The following is a 16,143-nucleotide window of genomic DNA, read 5'->3' as shown; positions in this document are numbered from 1 at the left end:
CCTGAAACGAACAAGGCCCCCGTGGAACCGGGGGCCTTTTTTATGCGCGTGGCTCGATGCGGCTCAGTTCTCCGCGGCTTCGTCGTCGCGCCGCACAGCCGGGCGCGCATCGCTCAGGATCGTGTCGATGGCCCGACGAATGCTCTTTACCAGCGCGGGTCCTTCCGGCCCTTCGCCAAGGGCATCGACGCGCGCCGCGATCTGTCCGTTCAGGACGGCCAGACGGCGCAGCGCCTTGGTTTCGGCCGGCTCGGGTTCTGGTGCCGCCTCGGGAACAGTGCCATGGCTTTCGGAAAGCTGCAGCAGCAGGGCCTTCAGTTCCTGCTGGATCACCTCCGCCCGCTCCGACGCACTGCCGATACCGCCGAGCGCGGCCAGAACCTGGCGGTTCAGGCGGGCGAGCAGGGCCGTCTGCTCCGCCTCCGCCGCCGAGATCCCGGCCTCCTCGATCGCAGCACGGGCCTCTGCCGCCACGTCGCGCCTGAACTGTCCCATGGTCTCGCCGAAGCCGTCGAGCATGTCCGCGATGCGGTCGCCGAGCCTGTCCAGCATCTCGGGGCCCTGCGTGGCACCAATGCGCGCGGCAAGCGAATCCAGACGGGATTCGATCAGCGAAAGCCGCGAGTCGCTCAGCGCCATGACCTCGCTCAGCCCGCCAAGCTGCGCCGCAACGGCCTCGTTCGCTTCGGCCACGCGCTCGAGCCGGGCCAGCATATCATGCCCACCGCGCGCGCCTGCCAGGGTCTCCGCCAGCGCCTCGAGGCGGGCGACCCGCGCATCGCTTTCTGCGCCCATCTCGCCTGCCGCCTCGACAGAATCGCCAAGCGTGAATTCGATCTGATCCAGCCTGTCGGCGAGTCGCTCCATCCATGCACCAAGGTCGCCACGGTCGTCGCGCATGACCCCGGAGGTCCCCGCGGGCATACCCTGCACCCCGTCAGTCGAAGAGCCGCCCGGCGCACGCGGACTGGTGAAGACCGGTTTCAGCATCTGTCTGTCCAATCGATCCTCCAGCGATCCCGGCCCCAAATCCGAGGGCCGAGTCACCCTTAACAGAGGATCAATTAAGACAGCGTTTCTCGATCCGCCCGATCACCCGATCCGGTAGTTCGGAGACTCCCGCGTGATGGCCACGTCGTGCACATGGCTCTCGCGCAGGCCCGCATTGGTGATGCGCACGAACTGGCAGTTCTTCCGCATCTCCGCGACCGTGGCGCAGCCGGTGTAGCCCATGGCCGCCCGCAGACCGCCCACCAGCTGGTGCAGTACGGCGCCCGCGGACCCCTTGTAGGGCACCTGGCCCTCGATCCCCTCGGGCACCAGCTTGTCGCTGGCGGCATCCTTCTGGAAATACCGGTCGGCCGACCCGCGCGCCATGGCGCCAAGCGACCCCATGCCCCGGTAGGCCTTGTAGGACCGGCCCTGGTAGAGGATCACCTCGCCGGGGCTCTCGTCCGTGCCCGCGATCATCGACCCGACCATGGCGCAGGAGGCCCCCGCCGCGATCGCCTTGGCGAAATCGCCCGAAAACTTGATGCCGCCGTCGGCAATGATCGGCACGTCGCCCGCCGCCTTGGTGCATTCCATGATCGCCGTCAGCTGCGGCATGCCGACACCGGCCACCATCCGCGTCGTGCAGATCGACCCCGGGCCGATTCCCACCTTCACCGCGTCCGCACCCGCGCCAATCAGCGCGCGGGTGGCCTCGGCGGTGGCCACGTTGCCCGCCACGACCTGCACCTCGTTCGACAGCGACTTGGCGCGCTCGACCGCCTTGGCCACGCCCGCGCTGTGGCCGTGGGCTGTGTCGATCACCACCATGTCGACGCCTGCATCCACAAGCGCCTGCGTCCGCTCGAAGCCCGCGTCGCCCACGGTCGAGGCCGCAGCCACCCGCAGCCGGCCGAGGCTGTCCTTGCAGGCCGTCGGGTTCACCACCGCCTGCTCGGTGTCCTTTAGCGTCAGCAAGCCCGTCAGGCGCCCTTCGGCATTGGTCACCAGAAGCTTCTCGATCCGGCGCGCCTTCATCAGGTCGATGGCCTCGTCACGATCGGCAGGCTCGCGCAGGATGGCGAGGTTTTCCGAGGTCATCATCACGTGCACGGGCGTGTCGTCGCGCTGCGCGAAGCGCATGTCGCGGTTGGTCACGATGCCCACGACCTTGCGGGTCTCATCGACCACCGGAAAGCCGGTGAAGCCGTAGCGCTCGGTCAGCGCGCGGGCATCGGCCAGCGTCTGGTTGGGGGTCAGCGTCACGGGGTTGTAGACGATCCCGCTCTCGAACCGTTTCACGCGCCGCACCTCGCGCGCCTGTTCCTCGACGGTCAGGTTGCGGTGGATCACCCCCATGCCACCGACCTGCGCAAGCGTGATGGCCATCTGGGATTCGGTGACCGTGTCCATGGCGCTCGACAGAAGCGGAATGTTCAGGGCGATGGACTTGGTGACCTGCGTGCGCGTGTCGGCCGTGCTCGGCAGCACGTCGGAAGCGGCCGGAACAAGCAATACGTCGTCGAAGGTGAGCGCCTCGCGAATCTCCATGGGGGTCTCCTTGGGAGGTGTCGGTTGGCACGTCCCTCTTGCACGCAGAACGGCAAAAGAAAAGGCCGGATTTACGCAGCGGCCTTGTCACCGTGCCGCACGAGCGTAATCGTGATCGCGATCAAGGAGTTGCCATGCACGGATACCAGACCGGACGTCTCGACCTGCCCTTCACGGGCATCTGCACCTTCGCCCGCGCGCCCCACGTGGCCGACTGGGCCGCGCTCGACTGCGACGTGGCCGTCCTCGGCGCGCCTTTCGACGCGGGCACCCAGTGGCGCGCCGGCGCCCGCTTCGGCCCCCGCGGCGTCCGCGAGGCCTCGACGCTTTTCAGTTTCGGCCACGCCGGCGCCTACGACCACGAAGATGACGTGACCTACCTCGACGGCGTGCGCATCGCCGACATGGGCGACGCCGACATCGTACACACCGACACGCTGCAAAGCCACGCCAACATCCGCGCGGGGGTCGCGGCCGCACTGGCCGCGGGCGCCCTGCCCGTCACCATCGGCGGCGACCACTCCACCAACATCCCCTGCATCGAGGCCTACGAGGACCACGCCCCCTTCCACCTTCTCCAGATCGACGCGCATCTGGATTTCGTCGACGAACGGCACGGCGTCACGCGCGGCCACGGCAACCCCATGCGCCGCGCCGCCGAAAAGCCCTGGGTCAGCGGCCTCACGCAGGTGGGCATCCGCAACGTCAGCTCCACCGCCCGCGAGGGCTACGAGGATGCCCGCGCCCGCGGCTCCGACATCCTCTCGGTCCGGCAGATGCGCGCGCTCGGAGCCCTCGCCACGGCGGCGCGCCTGCCGCAGGGCGCGCCCGTCTACATCACCATCGACATCGACGCCTTCTGCCCCTCCATCGCGCCGGGCACCGGCACGCCCAGCCATGGCGGCTTTCTCTACTACGAGGTGCTGGAGCTTCTTCAGGCGGTGGCCAAGGCGCATCCCGTCATCGGCATCGACCTTGTCGAGGTCGCGCCCGACTACGACCCCACCGGATCGACCTCGATCCTCGCGGCGCAGCTTCTCATGAACCTGCTCGGCTTCGTCTTTCACGCCCGCGCGTCGGTGCCCCCGGCGGCCTGATAGACGGCCGAGACCTCGGCCCGGATGATCCGCGCGATCTGCGCGCAATCGTCCAGGCTGAAGGTCAGCGGTAACCGCATGTCGAGCAGTCCAGCCAGCACCGCGTCCGTCCGCGGCAGCGGGCCGCTCGGCGCGTAATGCCAGCTGTCGTAGCGCGAGGTATAGCCCACGGGCGCCTCGGCCCCGAACCACTTGAGCTCCACGCCCCGCGCCTTGCAGCGGGTCACGACCTCCTCCACTGCCCCAGGCGACCACTCCGGCAACAGGAACTGGTAGGACGAGCCCACGAAGACACCGCGCGGATCGCGCGTCACCTGCCGCAGGCCCGGCGTGTCGCGGAGGCCCGCCTCGACCACGTCGTAACGCGCGTTCCACCGCGCCACCTGCTCGCCCAACTTCGCGATCTGCGGGCGCAGGATCGCCGCGCGCAGGTTGTCCATCCGACCCGACACGTTCGGCGTCTCCAGCCGCACCCGCTCGAAGACCTCCGGCCCCGGCGCCGCCGCGTGCCGTTCGTACAGCATGTAGGACCCCGACAGGATCACAGCCCGCGCCGCCACCTCCGCGTCGTCGGTGACAAGGAAGCCGCCCTCGCCGGAATTGACGTGCTTGTAGGTCTGCGTGGAATAGCAGCCCACCAGCCCGTGCCGCCCCGACGCGACGCCATTCCAGGTCGCCCCCATGGTATGCGCGCAATCCTCGATCACCGTGATCCCCGCCGCGCGGCAGATCTCCATCAGCGCATCCATGTCGCACAGATGCCCGCGCATGTGGCTCAGCATCAGGACATCGGCCTGCCCCGCCTTCGCCTCAAGGTCCTCGAGGTCGATCACCAGGTCCTCGGTCACCTCGACGAAAACCGGCACGCCGCCCACGCTTGCGATGGCGCCGGGCACAGGGGCCAGCGTGAAGGCATTGGTCAGCACGCGGTCGCCGGGTTTCACCCCCACGGCCCGCAGCGCGCAGCCAAGCGCATAGCCGCCCGAGGCCACGCCAAGGCAATAGCGCGCGCCCGTCAGCGCCGCGAACTCCTGCTCTAGGGCCGCGGTCTCGGACACCTCGCCCTCGCAGGTGTTGTAACGGTGCAGCCGCCCGCTCCGCATCACGGAAAGCGCCGCCTCGATCCCCGCCTCGGGGATCGGTTCCTGCTGGGTGAAGGACCCTGTGAAGACCTCTGTCATGCGCCTGTCTTGCGCCTCCGATGCCTCGCCGTCAACGCTGGCCGAAGATGCGCGACACCTCGGCGGCCAGCTGATCGAAATGCGCGATCTTGCCCTCAGGCTCCAGCGTCAGCACCGCATCGCCCTCGGGGCCGAAGGTCACGAGGATGCAGGGCACGCCCGCCGCCCGTGCCGTGCGCCGGTCGGTGTCGGTATCGCCCACCAGCAGCGCATGGTCCCGGAACCCGCCGGCCCCGTCGACCGCCGCCCAGAAGGGCGCGGGATCGGGCTTGCGCACCGGCAACGTGTCCGCCCCGATGAGCGAGTCGAACATCGACCGCACGCCCAATCGCTGCAGCAGCGTCTCGGCCAGCGCCTCGGGCTTGTTGGTGCAGATGCCCACCGCGTGGCCGTCCGAGCGCAGCGCCTCCACGGCCTCCATCGCGCCGGGATAGATCTTCGTCCGCAGGTCGATCTCGTCGCCGTAGGCCTCCAGCAGCCGAGGATACCACGCCTCCACCGCGTTGTCGGAAAGCCGCCCCTCGCGCGCAAGCCCCAGCTTCAGCATAGCCCGCCCGCCGCGGAAGGCCGTCGCCGCGTCCGCCTGCGGGTCCAGCCGCACCGCGGCGCCCATCTCCGCAAAGGAGACATTCGCCGCGGCGATCAGGTCGCCGCTCGTGTCCGCCAGTGTTCCGTCCAGATCGAAGATCACGCAGCGCATGGGCCACCCCTGTCACATAAGGAAATCAGGCGTGACCGCCGTCTGCTTGCCCCGCACTGCGTCTCGGATAAAACGGGGGCCAGAAAATAACAACGGACCGAGGCCATGAGCACCGCCCTGATCATTCTCGCCGCGGGCAAGGGCACGCGGATGATGTCGGACACCCCCAAGGTCCTGCACGAAATCGCCCACGCCCCCATGCTCTGGCACGCCATGCGTGCCGGGCAGGCCCTTGCGCCCGACCGCACCGTGGTCGTCACCGGCCACGACGCCGAGGCGGTGGCCGCGAGCGCCCGCGCCTACGACCCCGACGCCACCTGCGTCCTGCAGGAGGAACAGCTCGGCACCGGCCACGCCGTCGCACAGGCCCGCCCCGCGCTCGACGGCTTTTCCGGTGACGCCATCGTGCTCTACGGCGACACGCCCTTCATCTCGGAAGAAACGCTCGCCGCCATGCAGGCCGCGCGCCAGACCCACGACGTGGTCGTGCTGGGGTTCGAGCCCGCCGACCCGGGCCGCTACGGCCGCCTCGTGACGGAGGGCACAAGCCTCCTGCGCATCGTCGAATGGAAGGATGCAACGGATGAGGAACGCGCGATAAACCTCTGTAATTCAGGCGTGATTGCAGCAGACAGCGACAAGCTCTTCGAATTGCTCGACGGCGTGGGAAACGACAACGCCTCTGGCGAATACTACCTCACCGACGTGGTCGGCCTCGCCCGCGACCGCGGCCTTTCGGCCACCGTCGTCCGCTGCCCGGAAAGCGAAACGCTCGGCATCAACTCCCGCGCGGAACTCTCTGCCGCAGAAGCACAATTCCAGTCCCGCGCCCGCGCGGCGCTGATGGAGGACGGCGTGAGCCTGCAGGCCCCCGACACCGTCTTCCTCGCCTGGGACACGGTTATCGGCCGCGATGCGCAGGTTGAGCCGAACGTCATCTTCGGCCCTGGCGTCACCGTGGAAACCGGCGCCCGCATCCGCGCCTTTTCCCACCTCGAAGGCTGCCACGTCAGCCGCGGCGCCGTGGTCGGCCCCTACGCCCGCCTGCGCCCCGGCGCGGAGCTTTCCGAAGACGTGCACGTCGGCAACTTCGTCGAGATCAAGAACGCAACCCTCGCCGCAGGTGTGAAGGCCAACCACCTGACATATATCGGCGATGCCGAGGTGGGCGAACGCACCAACATCGGCGCGGGCACCATCACCTGCAATTACGACGGCGTCTTCAAGCACCAGACGAAGATCGGCCGCGATGCCTTTATCGGCTCGGACACGATGCTGGTCGCGCCCATCTCGGTCGGCGACGGCGCCATGACCGGCTCGGGATCCACCATCACCGAGGACGTGCCCCCCGGCGCGCTCGGCCTCGGCCGCGCGAAACAGGTCACCAAGCCCGGTTTCGCGCGCAAACTCATGGACATGCTGCGCGCCCGCAAGGCTGCCCAGGGCAAGAAGGACTGAACCCATGTGCGGAATCGTCGGCATCCTCGGCACCCACGAGGTCTCTCCCACGCTGGTCGAGGCGCTGCGCCGCCTCGAGTATCGCGGCTACGACAGCGCAGGCATCGCCACGCTGAACGACGGCCACCTCGACCGCCGCCGCGCCGTCGGCAAGCTCGTGAATCTCTCCGACCTGCTGGTGCACGAACCGCTGCCCGGCAAGGCCGGAATCGGCCACACCCGCTGGGCCACCCACGGCGCGCCCACCGAGGCCAACGCCCACCCGCACCGCGCGGGCCGCGTGGCCGTCGTGCACAACGGCATCATCGAAAACTACAAAGACCTGCGGCGCGAACTCGCCAGTGCCGGCATCACACCCGAATCCGACACAGACACCGAAACCATCGCGCAGCTCGCCCAGTATCACCTCGAACAGGGCAAGGACCCGCGCGCCGCCGCCATGGCCACAATCGACCGGCTCGAAGGGGCCTTCGCGCTCGTCATGCTCTTCGACGGGGAACCCGACCTGATGATCGGCGCCCGCAAGGGCAGCCCGCTGGCGCTCGGCTTCGGCGAGGGCGAAGCCTACTTCGGCTCCGACGCCATCGCGCTCGCCCCGCTGACCGACCGGATCACCTACCTCGAGGAGGGCGACCGCGCCGTCCTCACCCGCGCCAGCTGCCAGATCCAGGACGCCAACGGCAACCCGGTCGAGCGCGAGATCAAGAAGATCCAGATGGACGCCGCCCGCGTCGACAAGGCCGGCTACAAGCACTTCATGGCCAAGGAAATCGCCGAGCAGCCCTCGGTCATCTCCGGCACGCTCTCGGCCTACCTCACGCAGGATAGCATCGCCCTGCCCGAACCGGGCATGGATTTCACCAAGGTGGACCGGCTCGTCATGGTGGCCTGCGGCACCGCCTACTACGCCTGCCTGACGGCCAAGTACTGGTTCGAGAAGCTCGCCGGCATACCGGTCGAGGTCGATATCGCCTCGGAATTCCGCTACCGCGAGCCGCCAATCACGCCGGGGACGCAGGCAATCTTCGTCAGCCAGTCGGGCGAAACCGCCGACACGCTCGCGGCCCTGCACTACGCACGCGGCAAGGCAGACCGCATCGTCGCCGTCGTCAACGTGCCCGAAAGCTCCATGGCGCGCGAGGCGGACTACGTCCTGCCCATCCACGCGGGCGCCGAGATCGGCGTGGCATCGACCAAGGCCTTCACCTGCATGCTGACCGTGCTGCTCACCATGGCCCTGCGTGCCAGCGCCGACCGCGGCCGCATGAATGACAACCAGATCGCCGATTTCTCACGCAAGTTCAGGGGCCTGCCCGGCGCTCTGAACGTGGCGCTAGGACGCGACGAGATCATCGAGGACGCCGCCCGCCAGATCGCCGAGGCGCGCGACGTTCTTTTCCTCGGGCGCGGATCGATGTATCCTCTCGCACTGGAAGGCGCCTTAAAGCTAAAAGAAATCAGCTACATACATGCCGAAGCTTATGCGTCTGGCGAGCTCAAGCACGGCCCAATCGCGCTGATCGACAAGAGCGTGCCGGTGGTCGTCATGGCCCCCCGCGATGGGCTGTTCGAAAAGACTGTCTCCAACATGCACGAGGTCATGGCCCGGGGCGGCAGGGTCTGCCTCATCACAGATGCCGCCGGGGCCGAACTGGCCGGCAGCGACGTCTGGCGCACGATCCTGATGCCCGAGGTGGACGAGGCCTTCGCGCCCATCCTCTACGCGCTGCCCGCACAGCTGCTGGCCTACCACGCCGCAGTGGCCAAGGGCACCGACGTGGACCAGCCGCGCAACCTTGCCAAGTCGGTAACGGTGGAATGAGATAGCGAAGTGCCCGAGGGCCCCAGGACAAGCTCATGGGATCCCGGGCACCAAGACGCTCCGAGCGGCATTCTCCGTACCGAAATGACGGACCCTCCCTGCGCCTCTCCCCGCCCGCGGGACCGTCAGCTCGCGAAGCTCCCGAGCATCGCAGCACTGCGGCAGGCGATCAGTCGGCGAGGTAGACCTGGAGCGTCGGCAGACCGGTCAAAGGGGCCCCGATCAGCCGCATCGCGGCAAGCGAAATCCGGCTTCCGGCGGTATCCGGCCCCGGAATTGGACGCAGTTCGACCCGCGCCGTCTCGCCTGTGGCGGCGTATTCGATCCGGCCCGGCACGGTCTCGTCCACGAGCGGCGTCTCGAGCCAGAAGCCCTCGCGCCCCACGTTGCCGAGGCTCGCAACCGTCTCGCCCAGAAGCGCACCGCCCTCGGGCGGCGTTGCGGCCTGCGCGCGCTCGGCCTCGGAGGTTGTGTCGAGAGAGTCCGCGGTCCGGGCGCCCTCCGTGCGTGTCCGGGGACGTGTCTGCTCGGCGGCATCGGCACCGGTCGTGGAAGAGGGCGCGGCAGGGCTTTCGCTTCCGCCGGGCGTCTGGCTGCATCCGGCAAGCGCCGCGATCATCAGGGTAAGTGCAATCTTTTTCATGCCATCAACGCTAGGCCCTCGGCGCCGCGAAGACAATCTCGTCGCCGCCCTTGCCGGAGGCCAGCACGCGGCATACCTTGACGCGAATGGAACATTCTCTGGTCGACCCCTTCCACCGCCCGATCTCCTACCTTCGTGTCTCCGTCACGGATCGCTGCGATTTTCGCTGCGTGTATTGCATGTCGGAGAACATGAAATTCCTTCCCAAGAAGGAACTTCTGACCCTCGAAGAACTCGACCGGCTGTGTTCCGCCTTCGTGAACCTCGGCGTCGAGAAGCTGCGCATAACCGGCGGTGAACCTCTGGTGCGGCGCGACATCATGACGTTCTTCCGCGCAATGGGCCGGCACCTCGAAAGCGAGGCCCTGAAGGAGTTGACACTCACCACCAACGGCTCGCAGCTCGCGAAGCACGCGCAGGCGCTTTACGACGCCGGCGTACGCCGGGTGAACCTCTCGATGGATACGCTCGATGAGGACAAGTTTGCTCGCGTGACGCGCTGGGGCCGCCTGAAACAGGTGCTCCAGGGCATCGACGAGGCACAGCGCGTCGGCCTCCACGTCAAGATTAACGCCGTGGCACTCAAGGGATTTAATGAAGACGAGCTCTTCACCATGACCGAATGGTGCGCCGCACGCGGCATGGACCTCACTTGGATCGAGGTCATGCCCATGGGCGACATCGGCAACGAGGACCGCATCGGCCAGTACTGGAAGCTCACCGACCTACGCGAGCGCTTGTCGGAGCAATACACCGTGACCGACCTTCCCGACCGTACCGGCGGCCCTGCCCGCTACGTCCGTCTCGAAGAGACCGGACAGCGCATCGGCTTCATCACGCCGCTCACGCATAACTTCTGCGAAAGCTGCAACCGCGTGCGTCTGACGTGTACCGGCGAGCTTTTCATGTGCCTCGGTCAGGAAGACCGCGCCGACCTGCGGTCGCCGCTGCGCAACCACCCGCACACCGACGCCCCCCTGACCGAGGCCATCCGCGAGGCGATCTCGCGCAAGCCCGAAGGCCATGACTTCGACTATTCCCGGCAAGGCGTCGATGGCCGCGTGTCGCGCCACATGAGCCACACTGGCGGGTGAGAACGGCGCGCAATTGGGGGCTCTGCCCCCGTCCCTTCGGGACTCCCCCGAGGTATTTTCAGCGAAAAGAAGCCTGGGCGCGTTAACCTTAATGCTGGCTTAGGAAAGCCGTGCTTCGATGAGGTGCGGTACAGGCTGAGGAGCCGATGACCGTGCGAGGAGAAGCCCCGGCTTCTTGCGGCCCGCCTCGACCCCGGGGCGGGCCGCCTGCCTTTCTTCTCGCTCCAAATACCTCCGCCGTAGGCTGCGCCGCAGGCGCATCGCCCCGCAGGGGCGTTCCACCAAGGCCGCGCAGGGGCGTCTGAAGCAGCGGCCAGGCTCATGGCCTGCTCAGCTGCCCGCCCCCCATCGGGATGGAAACGCCGGTCGTACCGGGGGCAGAGGTGGGCAAGCCGCGCGCCACGCGGACCGCGAGAAAGGCGAAGGCCTGCGCTTCCAGCATGTCGCCGTCGAGCCCCGCGTCCTCGACCGTGATCACCGGGCAGTCAAGCTCGCCTTCAAGCATTCGCATCATTACCGGGTTCTTGCGGCCTCCGCCGGTGACCAGCACGCGTTCGGGGGCGGACGGGCAATGTGTCATCCCGCGTACCACCGAAGACACCGCCATGGCCGTCAGGGTCACCGCGGCATCCGCATCCGACAGCCCCTGAACGAGGCCGCGCATGCCCGGAAAATCGTTTCTATCAAGAGACTTGGGCGGAATTCTCTTGAAATACTCGTCGTCGAGAAAAGTCTCGAGCGCCGCGCTGTCGACCCCGCCCGCCGCTGCCAGCGCCCCGCCTTCGTCGCAACTGAGCCCGCGCCGTTCCCACAGAAGGTCGTTGAGCGGCGCGTTTGCCGGTCCCGTGTCGAAAGCCAGAAGCGCGCCGGGTTGCTCGGGCGCCTTGGCCGACGGATCGACCCAAGTGACATTTCCCACGCCACCAAGATTGAGAAAGGCGACCGGACCAGTGGCCCCGAACCACTTCGCGCAGGCGAAATGGAAGAAAGGCGCCAGCGGCGCGCCTTCGCCCCCCAGAGCCACGTCAGCGGACCTGAAATCCCAGGCCACGGGCAAATCGAGCCGCTCAGCCAGCCATGCCCCGTCACCAAGTTGATGTGTCCCGCGCCCCCGGGGATCATGCGCGAGCGTCTGACCGTGAAACCCCACCAGCTCCGCGCGCCCAAATCGCGAAAGGACCTCGGCATGCGCCTCGTGCAGCACATCTGCCGCTTCCTCCAGGCCAGGCCCAGGCCAGCATCCGAGCGCCTCCCGCAAGACCGCGCGTTCGGCATCCGTGTAAGGCCGGTAGGCGGTTTTGCCGAACTCCAGGATCCGCACCCCGTCGGTCATGATCTCGGCCGCGTCCACCCCGTCGAGCGACGTCCCCGACATCGCCCCCACAACACGTACCGGCCCGTCCTTCAACTTGCCCTTCACCTTCGGCTTGCCCCTCAGTATAGCTGCGCGCGCACTATAATGAGGTGGCCCCATGACCTACCATCCCAAATCGGACTTCATGCACGTCATGATGGAGCGCGGCTTCCTGGCCGACTGCACCGACTATCAGGGTTTCGACGAAGCCCTGAGCAAGGGGGTGGTGCCGGGTTATATCGGCTTCGACGCAACCGCGACCTCGCTGCACGTAGGTTCGCTGATCCAGATCATGACCCTGCGCTGGCTGCAGAAGACCGGGCACAAGCCGATCACCCTGATGGGCGGCGGCACGACGAAGGTGGGCGATCCTTCCTTCCGGGCCGATGAACGCCCTCTGCTGACCAACGAGCAGATCGACAGTAACATCGCCGGCATCAAGCAGGTCTTCGCCAAGTACCTCGACTACGGCGACACCCCTACCGGCGCGCTCATGCTAAACAACGCAGAGTGGCTCGACGGGCTGAACTACCTCGAATTCCTGCGCGACATCGGCAGGCATTTCAGCGTGAACCGCATGCTGAGCTTCGAGTCGGTGAAGTCCCGGCTCGACCGCGAGCAGTCGCTGAGCTTCCTCGAGTTCAACTACATGATCCTGCAGGCCTACGATTTCCTCGAGCTGAACCGGCGCTACGGCTGTCTCGTGCAATTCGGCGGATCGGACCAGTGGGGCAACATCGTCAACGGCATCGACCTCACCCGCCGCGTGCTCGATCACGAGATATACGGCCTGACCACGCCGCTGCTGACCACGTCCGATGGCAAGAAAATGGGCAAGACCGCCGACGGCGCGATCTGGCTCAACTCCGAACAGCGAAGCCCCTACGAGTTCTGGCAGTTCTGGCGCAACACGACCGACGCCGACGTGGGCCGCTTCCTGCGGCTCTACACCGAGATGCCGGTCGAGGAATGCAACCGGCTCGGCGCTCTCGGTGGGGCCGAGATCAACGAGGCCAAGGTGGTGCTGGCCAACGCTGTCACCACCCTCTGCCACGGCGCGGACGCGGCGGCGGCGGCCGAGGCCACGGCACGCGAGGTCTTCGAGAAGGGCGGCGCGGGCGACGACCTGCCGACGCTGGAGCTGTCGCCCGCCGAGCTGGGCGACGGCATCTCCATCGTGCAGCTCATCGTCCGCTCGGGGCTGGCCAAGTCCGGCAAGGACGCCAAGCGCCTGATCTCCGAGAACGGCGCAAGGCTCGACGATGCGCCCATCGGCGACCCCGGGCTCATGCTCGACGCTGCGGCGCTATCGTCGCCGGTCAAGCTTAGCGCCGGCAAGAAGCGCCACGCGCTGGTGCGCCTCGCGGACTGAACAACCCGCGTACGGCGAGTTCGCGAAGGCCGGGCCAGGCGCCCGGCCTTTTTCGGTCCGCCTCAGAACACCGCCTGCACGAAGCTCAGCGCCACGAGCGGCAGCGACAGCAGCGTCGCGAGCAGCAGCGCTGCGGCGGCGGTGGGGCGGGGTCGGGATATCACCCGGGCCTCGAAGCGGGGCACAAATTGGCGAGTCGGCTGTTTCATGGCACCGATTAACGGCGGTGAAACTTGTCATCGGGTTAATGTCGGCATGGATGACTTGCCCCTTCCCCTGCCACAGTCACCGGAATTCGCCCGGGCCTGCGCCGCCATGGGGCTGCCCGTGCGGGTCTGCAAGCGCGCCCGCGACAGCGCCGTCACCCTCTGGTGGCAGGTGCAATCGCGCCGCTTCGGGCCTCTGGGGCGGGTCGATCTCGTCTCGCGCGGGCCGGTGGCGCGCGACCCGGCCGAGGCGGGCGACTGGCTTGACGGGTGGCGCCGCTGGCACGGGAGAGCGCCATTGCTGCTGAACGCCCCCGGCCTGCCGCCCGAAGCGCTGCGTGCCCACGGCTTCTGGCCGCTCATGACGCCAGCCACGATTGCACTGCTGCCGCTTTCCGATCGCGCCACCATGCGGACGGCGATGCACCAGAAATGGCGAAATCGCCTCAATCGCTCGGAAACCCGGGGCATCGAGATCCGCCGGCGCCCCCTTGACCGGAGACACTGGCTTCTTGCCGCCGAGGCCGAGCAGGCCCGCGCGCGGGGCTATCGCGGCCTGCCGCCGGCTCTTTCCGCGGCCTTCGCCGCGGCCAATCCGTCCGGGGCTTGGGTCTTCGAGGCGCACAACGCTGGCAAGCCCGTCGCCGCAATCCTCATCCTGCGCCACGGCCCGATGGCCACCTGGCAGATCGGGGTCGCTCGCCCCGAGGGGCGTCTCCTCAACGCAATGAATCTGCTCCTCTGGGAGGCCATGGGCTGGCTCGCCGATGAGGGGCACGAAACCCTCGACCTCGGCACGCTCAACACGCAGGACGCGCCGGGGCTTGCACGGTTCAAGCTCGGCACCGGCGCCGAAGCGCAACGCCAGGGCGGCACGTGGTTACATGCTGGCCCCCTGGCGCCCCTCGCGCGCCACCTGCCGCTCGGTTTGGCCGCCTGACCGGCTCCGAAACGCGATGCGCCCGAGGCGGCTCCGGCTTTACCAAACATTAGGTGCGCTTCGCTAAGCCCGCTTTCGGGGAATGCAAGGGGCCGAGCATGCAGAACAGGCGCAGGGAAACGACCGCCATGACCCGGCGGGTCGAGGATGCGGGCCTCTTCCGCATGCCTTCCAGCAGCATGGTCGTCGTCATGACACCCCGGTTCAGGCGGAACCGGCGCGGCGACTGCATCATCGAGGGATTCGTGGTCGATGGCCGAAACGAGTTGGTCGCCGTCGAGGTGCTCTTCGCGGGTCGCAGATCGCGACACGTCCAGCCGCTCCTGAACCGCCTCGCACGGCTCTCCGAGGACGTGGCCGCTGAGGCTGCCAAGGCGGGCAGGCGCACCCCATCACCCGAAGACATCCGCATGCCGATCCAGGCCAAGGGAAGCTGGCGGAACCGTTTTACCGAGGACGCTGACGGTCTGCAGGAGAAATTCCTGCAGTTCGCCGTCGCACAGTGGTCGATCATCGATCCGCCGAACCCGCCGCGGCTCTTCGGGGAACGCCCCGTTCACGAGGATCAAGCGCGCCCCAAGCCGTCCACCTGATCCGCCTTCACGCGTTTTCCGGCTCGGGTGTTCCCTCGCGGTAGTGCAGCGACACGCCGTCCGCGAAAAGGTGCACCTTGTCGCTCTCGGTGGTCAGCCGCACGGTCTGGCCGCGCATGTTCGAATGCACGCCCGGCAGCTTGGCGATCACCGGGTCCTGCCCCATCTCGGCCTCGAAATACAGAAGCGTCACCTCGCCGAGCGCCTCGGTGATATCCACCTTGCCCTCGTAGAAGTAGAAATCGCCGTCCTTCGCGATGCGGCAATCCTCGGGGCGCACGCCCACCTTCACCTGCAGGCCCTGGTCCGCCTCCGTCGTCGGATAGTCCGAGAACGCCACCCCGTCGTTACCCAAGTGCACGCGCGTCTGCGCGCCGGTGCTCACGACCTCACCCTTCAGAAGGTTCATCGAGGGCGACCCGATGAACTGCGCCACGAACTCGCTGTTGGGCCGCTCGTAAAGCTCCAGCGGCGTGCCCACCTGCGCCACGCCCTTGTTGGCCAGCACCACGATCCGCGTGGCCAGGGTCATCGCCTCCACCTGGTCGTGGGTCACGTAGATCATCGTGCGCTCGGGCATCTTCTCCTTGAGCTGCGCGATCTCGATCCGGGTCGCCACGCGCAGCGCGGCGTCGAGGTTCGAAAGCGGCTCGTCGAAAAGATAGACCTTCGGGTCGCGCACGATGGACCGGCCGATGGCCACCCGCTGCCGCTGGCCGCCCGAAAGTGCCTTGGGCAGCCGGTCGAGGTAGTCCTCAAGCTGCAGCATCTTGGCCGCCCGGTCGACCGCCGCGTCGATCTCGTCCTTCGACTGCTTGGCGATCTTCAGGGCGAAGGACATGTTCTCGCGCACCGTCATGTGCGGATAGAGCGCGTAGGACTGGAAAACCATCGCAATCCCGCGCTGCGCGGGCGGCACGTCGTTAACGACGTCGCCGTCGATCTCGAGCGTGCCGGCACTGATCTTCTCCAGCCCCGCGATCATGCGCAGCAGGGTGGACTTGCCGCAGCCGGAGGGGCCCACGAAGACGATCAGCTCGCCCTCCTTGATGTCGAGGTTGATGTGCTTGAGCACCTCGACGGTCCCGCCGTAGGTCTTGCCGACATCGGTGAGCTTCAAAGTGGCCATGGTCCCCTTCCCC

Annotated in this window: 14 protein-coding genes; 7 read left to right on the top strand and 7 right to left on the bottom strand. The window is 67.5% G+C overall.

Annotated elements, in window-relative coordinates; translation table 11 throughout:
* Positions 1-63: 63 nt before the first annotated feature.
* Positions 64-1,002, bottom strand: coding sequence for a hypothetical protein (locus tag C8N44_RS12475; RefSeq protein WP_146178841.1), 939 nt, complete (start codon positions 1,000-1,002; stop codon positions 64-66).
* Positions 1,003-1,092: 90 nt separating this feature from the next.
* On the bottom strand, positions 1,093-2,541 hold the full coding sequence (gene guaB / locus C8N44_RS12470) for an IMP dehydrogenase (RefSeq protein WP_107977020.1): 1,449 nt from the start codon (positions 2,539-2,541) through the stop codon (positions 1,093-1,095).
* A gap of 134 nt (positions 2,542-2,675) precedes the next feature.
* On the opposite strand from guaB, the gene C8N44_RS12465 reads away from it, so the two are divergent.
* Complete coding sequence (locus C8N44_RS12465) at positions 2,676-3,638, top strand: agmatinase (protein WP_107977018.1); 963 nt, start codon at positions 2,676-2,678, stop codon at positions 3,636-3,638.
* Here C8N44_RS12465 and C8N44_RS12460 read toward each other — a convergent pair.
* Both C8N44_RS12460 and C8N44_RS12455 read right to left on the bottom strand, forming a co-directional pair.
* Positions 3,605-4,819: a DegT/DnrJ/EryC1/StrS family aminotransferase gene (locus C8N44_RS12460; protein WP_107977016.1), complete on the bottom strand. Its 1,215-nt coding sequence runs from the start codon at positions 4,817-4,819 to the stop codon at positions 3,605-3,607. The genes C8N44_RS12465 and C8N44_RS12460 overlap by 34 nt on opposite strands.
* A gap of 31 nt (positions 4,820-4,850) precedes the next feature.
* Entirely contained in the window at positions 4,851-5,519 is a 669-nt protein-coding gene (locus tag C8N44_RS12455; RefSeq protein ID WP_107977014.1) for an HAD-IA family hydrolase, read from the bottom strand.
* 105 nt (positions 5,520-5,624) lie between these two features.
* Here C8N44_RS12455 and glmU point away from each other — a divergent pair, with 105 nt between their 5' ends.
* Together glmU and glmS are read left to right on the top strand one after the other, a co-directional pair.
* Complete coding sequence (gene glmU, locus C8N44_RS12450) at positions 5,625-6,977, top strand: bifunctional UDP-N-acetylglucosamine diphosphorylase/glucosamine-1-phosphate N-acetyltransferase GlmU (protein ID WP_107977011.1); 1,353 nt, start codon at positions 5,625-5,627, stop codon at positions 6,975-6,977.
* A 4-nt stretch (positions 6,978-6,981) separates the two neighbouring features.
* The gene (glmS, locus tag C8N44_RS12445; protein WP_107977009.1) at positions 6,982-8,799 is read left to right on the top strand and encodes a glutamine--fructose-6-phosphate transaminase (isomerizing); all 1,818 of its coding nucleotides are present in this window, start codon (positions 6,982-6,984) and stop codon (positions 8,797-8,799) included.
* A 169-nt stretch (positions 8,800-8,968) separates the two neighbouring features.
* Here glmS and C8N44_RS12440 read toward each other — a convergent pair whose 3' ends face one another.
* Positions 8,969-9,442 carry a hypothetical protein gene (locus C8N44_RS12440; RefSeq protein ID WP_107977007.1) on the bottom strand — a complete coding sequence of 158 codons (474 nt, stop codon included), beginning with the start codon at positions 9,440-9,442 and terminating at the stop codon, positions 8,969-8,971.
* Positions 9,443-9,528: 86 nt separating this feature from the next.
* On the opposite strand from C8N44_RS12440, the gene moaA reads away from it, so the two are divergent.
* On the top strand, positions 9,529-10,536 hold the full coding sequence (gene moaA / locus C8N44_RS12435) for a GTP 3',8-cyclase MoaA (protein ID WP_107977005.1): 1,008 nt from the start codon (positions 9,529-9,531) through the stop codon (positions 10,534-10,536).
* A 319-nt stretch (positions 10,537-10,855) separates the two neighbouring features.
* Here moaA and C8N44_RS12430 read toward each other — a convergent pair whose 3' ends face one another.
* Positions 10,856-11,911 (bottom strand): anhydro-N-acetylmuramic acid kinase, encoded by a 1,056-nt coding sequence (locus C8N44_RS12430; protein WP_244641076.1) that lies wholly within the window; start codon positions 11,909-11,911, stop codon positions 10,856-10,858.
* 97 nt (positions 11,912-12,008) lie between these two features.
* Here C8N44_RS12430 and tyrS point away from each other — a divergent pair, with 97 nt between their 5' ends.
* The 3 genes from tyrS to C8N44_RS12415 all read left to right on the top strand — a co-directional run bounded on the left by tyrS (position 12,009) and on the right by C8N44_RS12415 (position 15,001).
* Positions 12,009-13,262: a tyrosine--tRNA ligase gene (gene tyrS / locus C8N44_RS12425; protein WP_107977001.1), complete on the top strand. Its 1,254-nt coding sequence runs from the start codon at positions 12,009-12,011 to the stop codon at positions 13,260-13,262.
* A gap of 255 nt (positions 13,263-13,517) precedes the next feature.
* Entirely contained in the window at positions 13,518-14,408 is an 891-nt protein-coding gene (locus C8N44_RS12420; protein ID WP_107976999.1) for a GNAT family N-acetyltransferase, read from the top strand.
* A gap of 98 nt (positions 14,409-14,506) precedes the next feature.
* Positions 14,507-15,001: a hypothetical protein gene (locus tag C8N44_RS12415; RefSeq protein WP_107976997.1), complete on the top strand. Its 495-nt coding sequence runs from the start codon at positions 14,507-14,509 to the stop codon at positions 14,999-15,001.
* Positions 15,002-15,008: 7 nt separating this feature from the next.
* On the opposite strand, the gene C8N44_RS12410 is transcribed toward C8N44_RS12415, so the two are convergent.
* Entirely contained in the window at positions 15,009-16,130 is a 1,122-nt protein-coding gene (locus tag C8N44_RS12410; protein ID WP_107976995.1) for an ABC transporter ATP-binding protein, read from the bottom strand.
* Positions 16,131-16,143: the final 13 nt, after the last annotated feature.

This window comes from Allosediminivita pacifica, assembly GCF_003054175.1.
Taxonomy (GTDB): Bacteria; Pseudomonadota; Alphaproteobacteria; order Rhodobacterales; family Rhodobacteraceae; genus Allosediminivita; species Allosediminivita pacifica.
Note: the sequence above shows the minus strand (reverse complement) of the source record. Positions and strands in the feature narration are given on the sequence as shown.

Excerpts from the sequence above, each read along its gene's own strand:
- guaB (WP_107977020.1), bottom strand. The coding sequence starts at position 2,541 with ATGGAGATTCGCGAGGCGCTCACCTTCGACGACGTATTGCTTGTTCCG.
- C8N44_RS12465 (WP_107977018.1), top strand. The coding sequence starts at position 2,676 with ATGCACGGATACCAGACCGGACGTCTCGACCTGCCCTTCACGGGCATC.
- C8N44_RS12460 (WP_107977016.1), bottom strand. The coding sequence starts at position 4,819 with ATGACAGAGGTCTTCACAGGGTCCTTCACCCAGCAGGAACCGATCCCC.
- C8N44_RS12455 (WP_107977014.1), bottom strand. The coding sequence starts at position 5,519 with ATGCGCTGCGTGATCTTCGATCTGGACGGAACACTGGCGGACACGAGC.
- glmU (WP_107977011.1), top strand. The coding sequence starts at position 5,625 with ATGAGCACCGCCCTGATCATTCTCGCCGCGGGCAAGGGCACGCGGATG.
- glmS (WP_107977009.1), top strand. The coding sequence starts at position 6,982 with ATGTGCGGAATCGTCGGCATCCTCGGCACCCACGAGGTCTCTCCCACG.
- C8N44_RS12440 (WP_107977007.1), bottom strand. The coding sequence starts at position 9,442 with ATGAAAAAGATTGCACTTACCCTGATGATCGCGGCGCTTGCCGGATGC.
- moaA (WP_107977005.1), top strand. The coding sequence starts at position 9,529 with ATGGAACATTCTCTGGTCGACCCCTTCCACCGCCCGATCTCCTACCTT.
- C8N44_RS12430 (WP_244641076.1), bottom strand. The coding sequence starts at position 11,911 with ATGTCGGGGACGTCGCTCGACGGGGTGGACGCGGCCGAGATCATGACC.
- tyrS (WP_107977001.1), top strand. The coding sequence starts at position 12,009 with ATGACCTACCATCCCAAATCGGACTTCATGCACGTCATGATGGAGCGC.
- C8N44_RS12420 (WP_107976999.1), top strand. The coding sequence starts at position 13,518 with ATGGATGACTTGCCCCTTCCCCTGCCACAGTCACCGGAATTCGCCCGG.
- C8N44_RS12415 (WP_107976997.1), top strand. The coding sequence starts at position 14,507 with ATGCAGAACAGGCGCAGGGAAACGACCGCCATGACCCGGCGGGTCGAG.
- C8N44_RS12410 (WP_107976995.1), bottom strand. The coding sequence starts at position 16,130 with ATGGCCACTTTGAAGCTCACCGATGTCGGCAAGACCTACGGCGGGACC.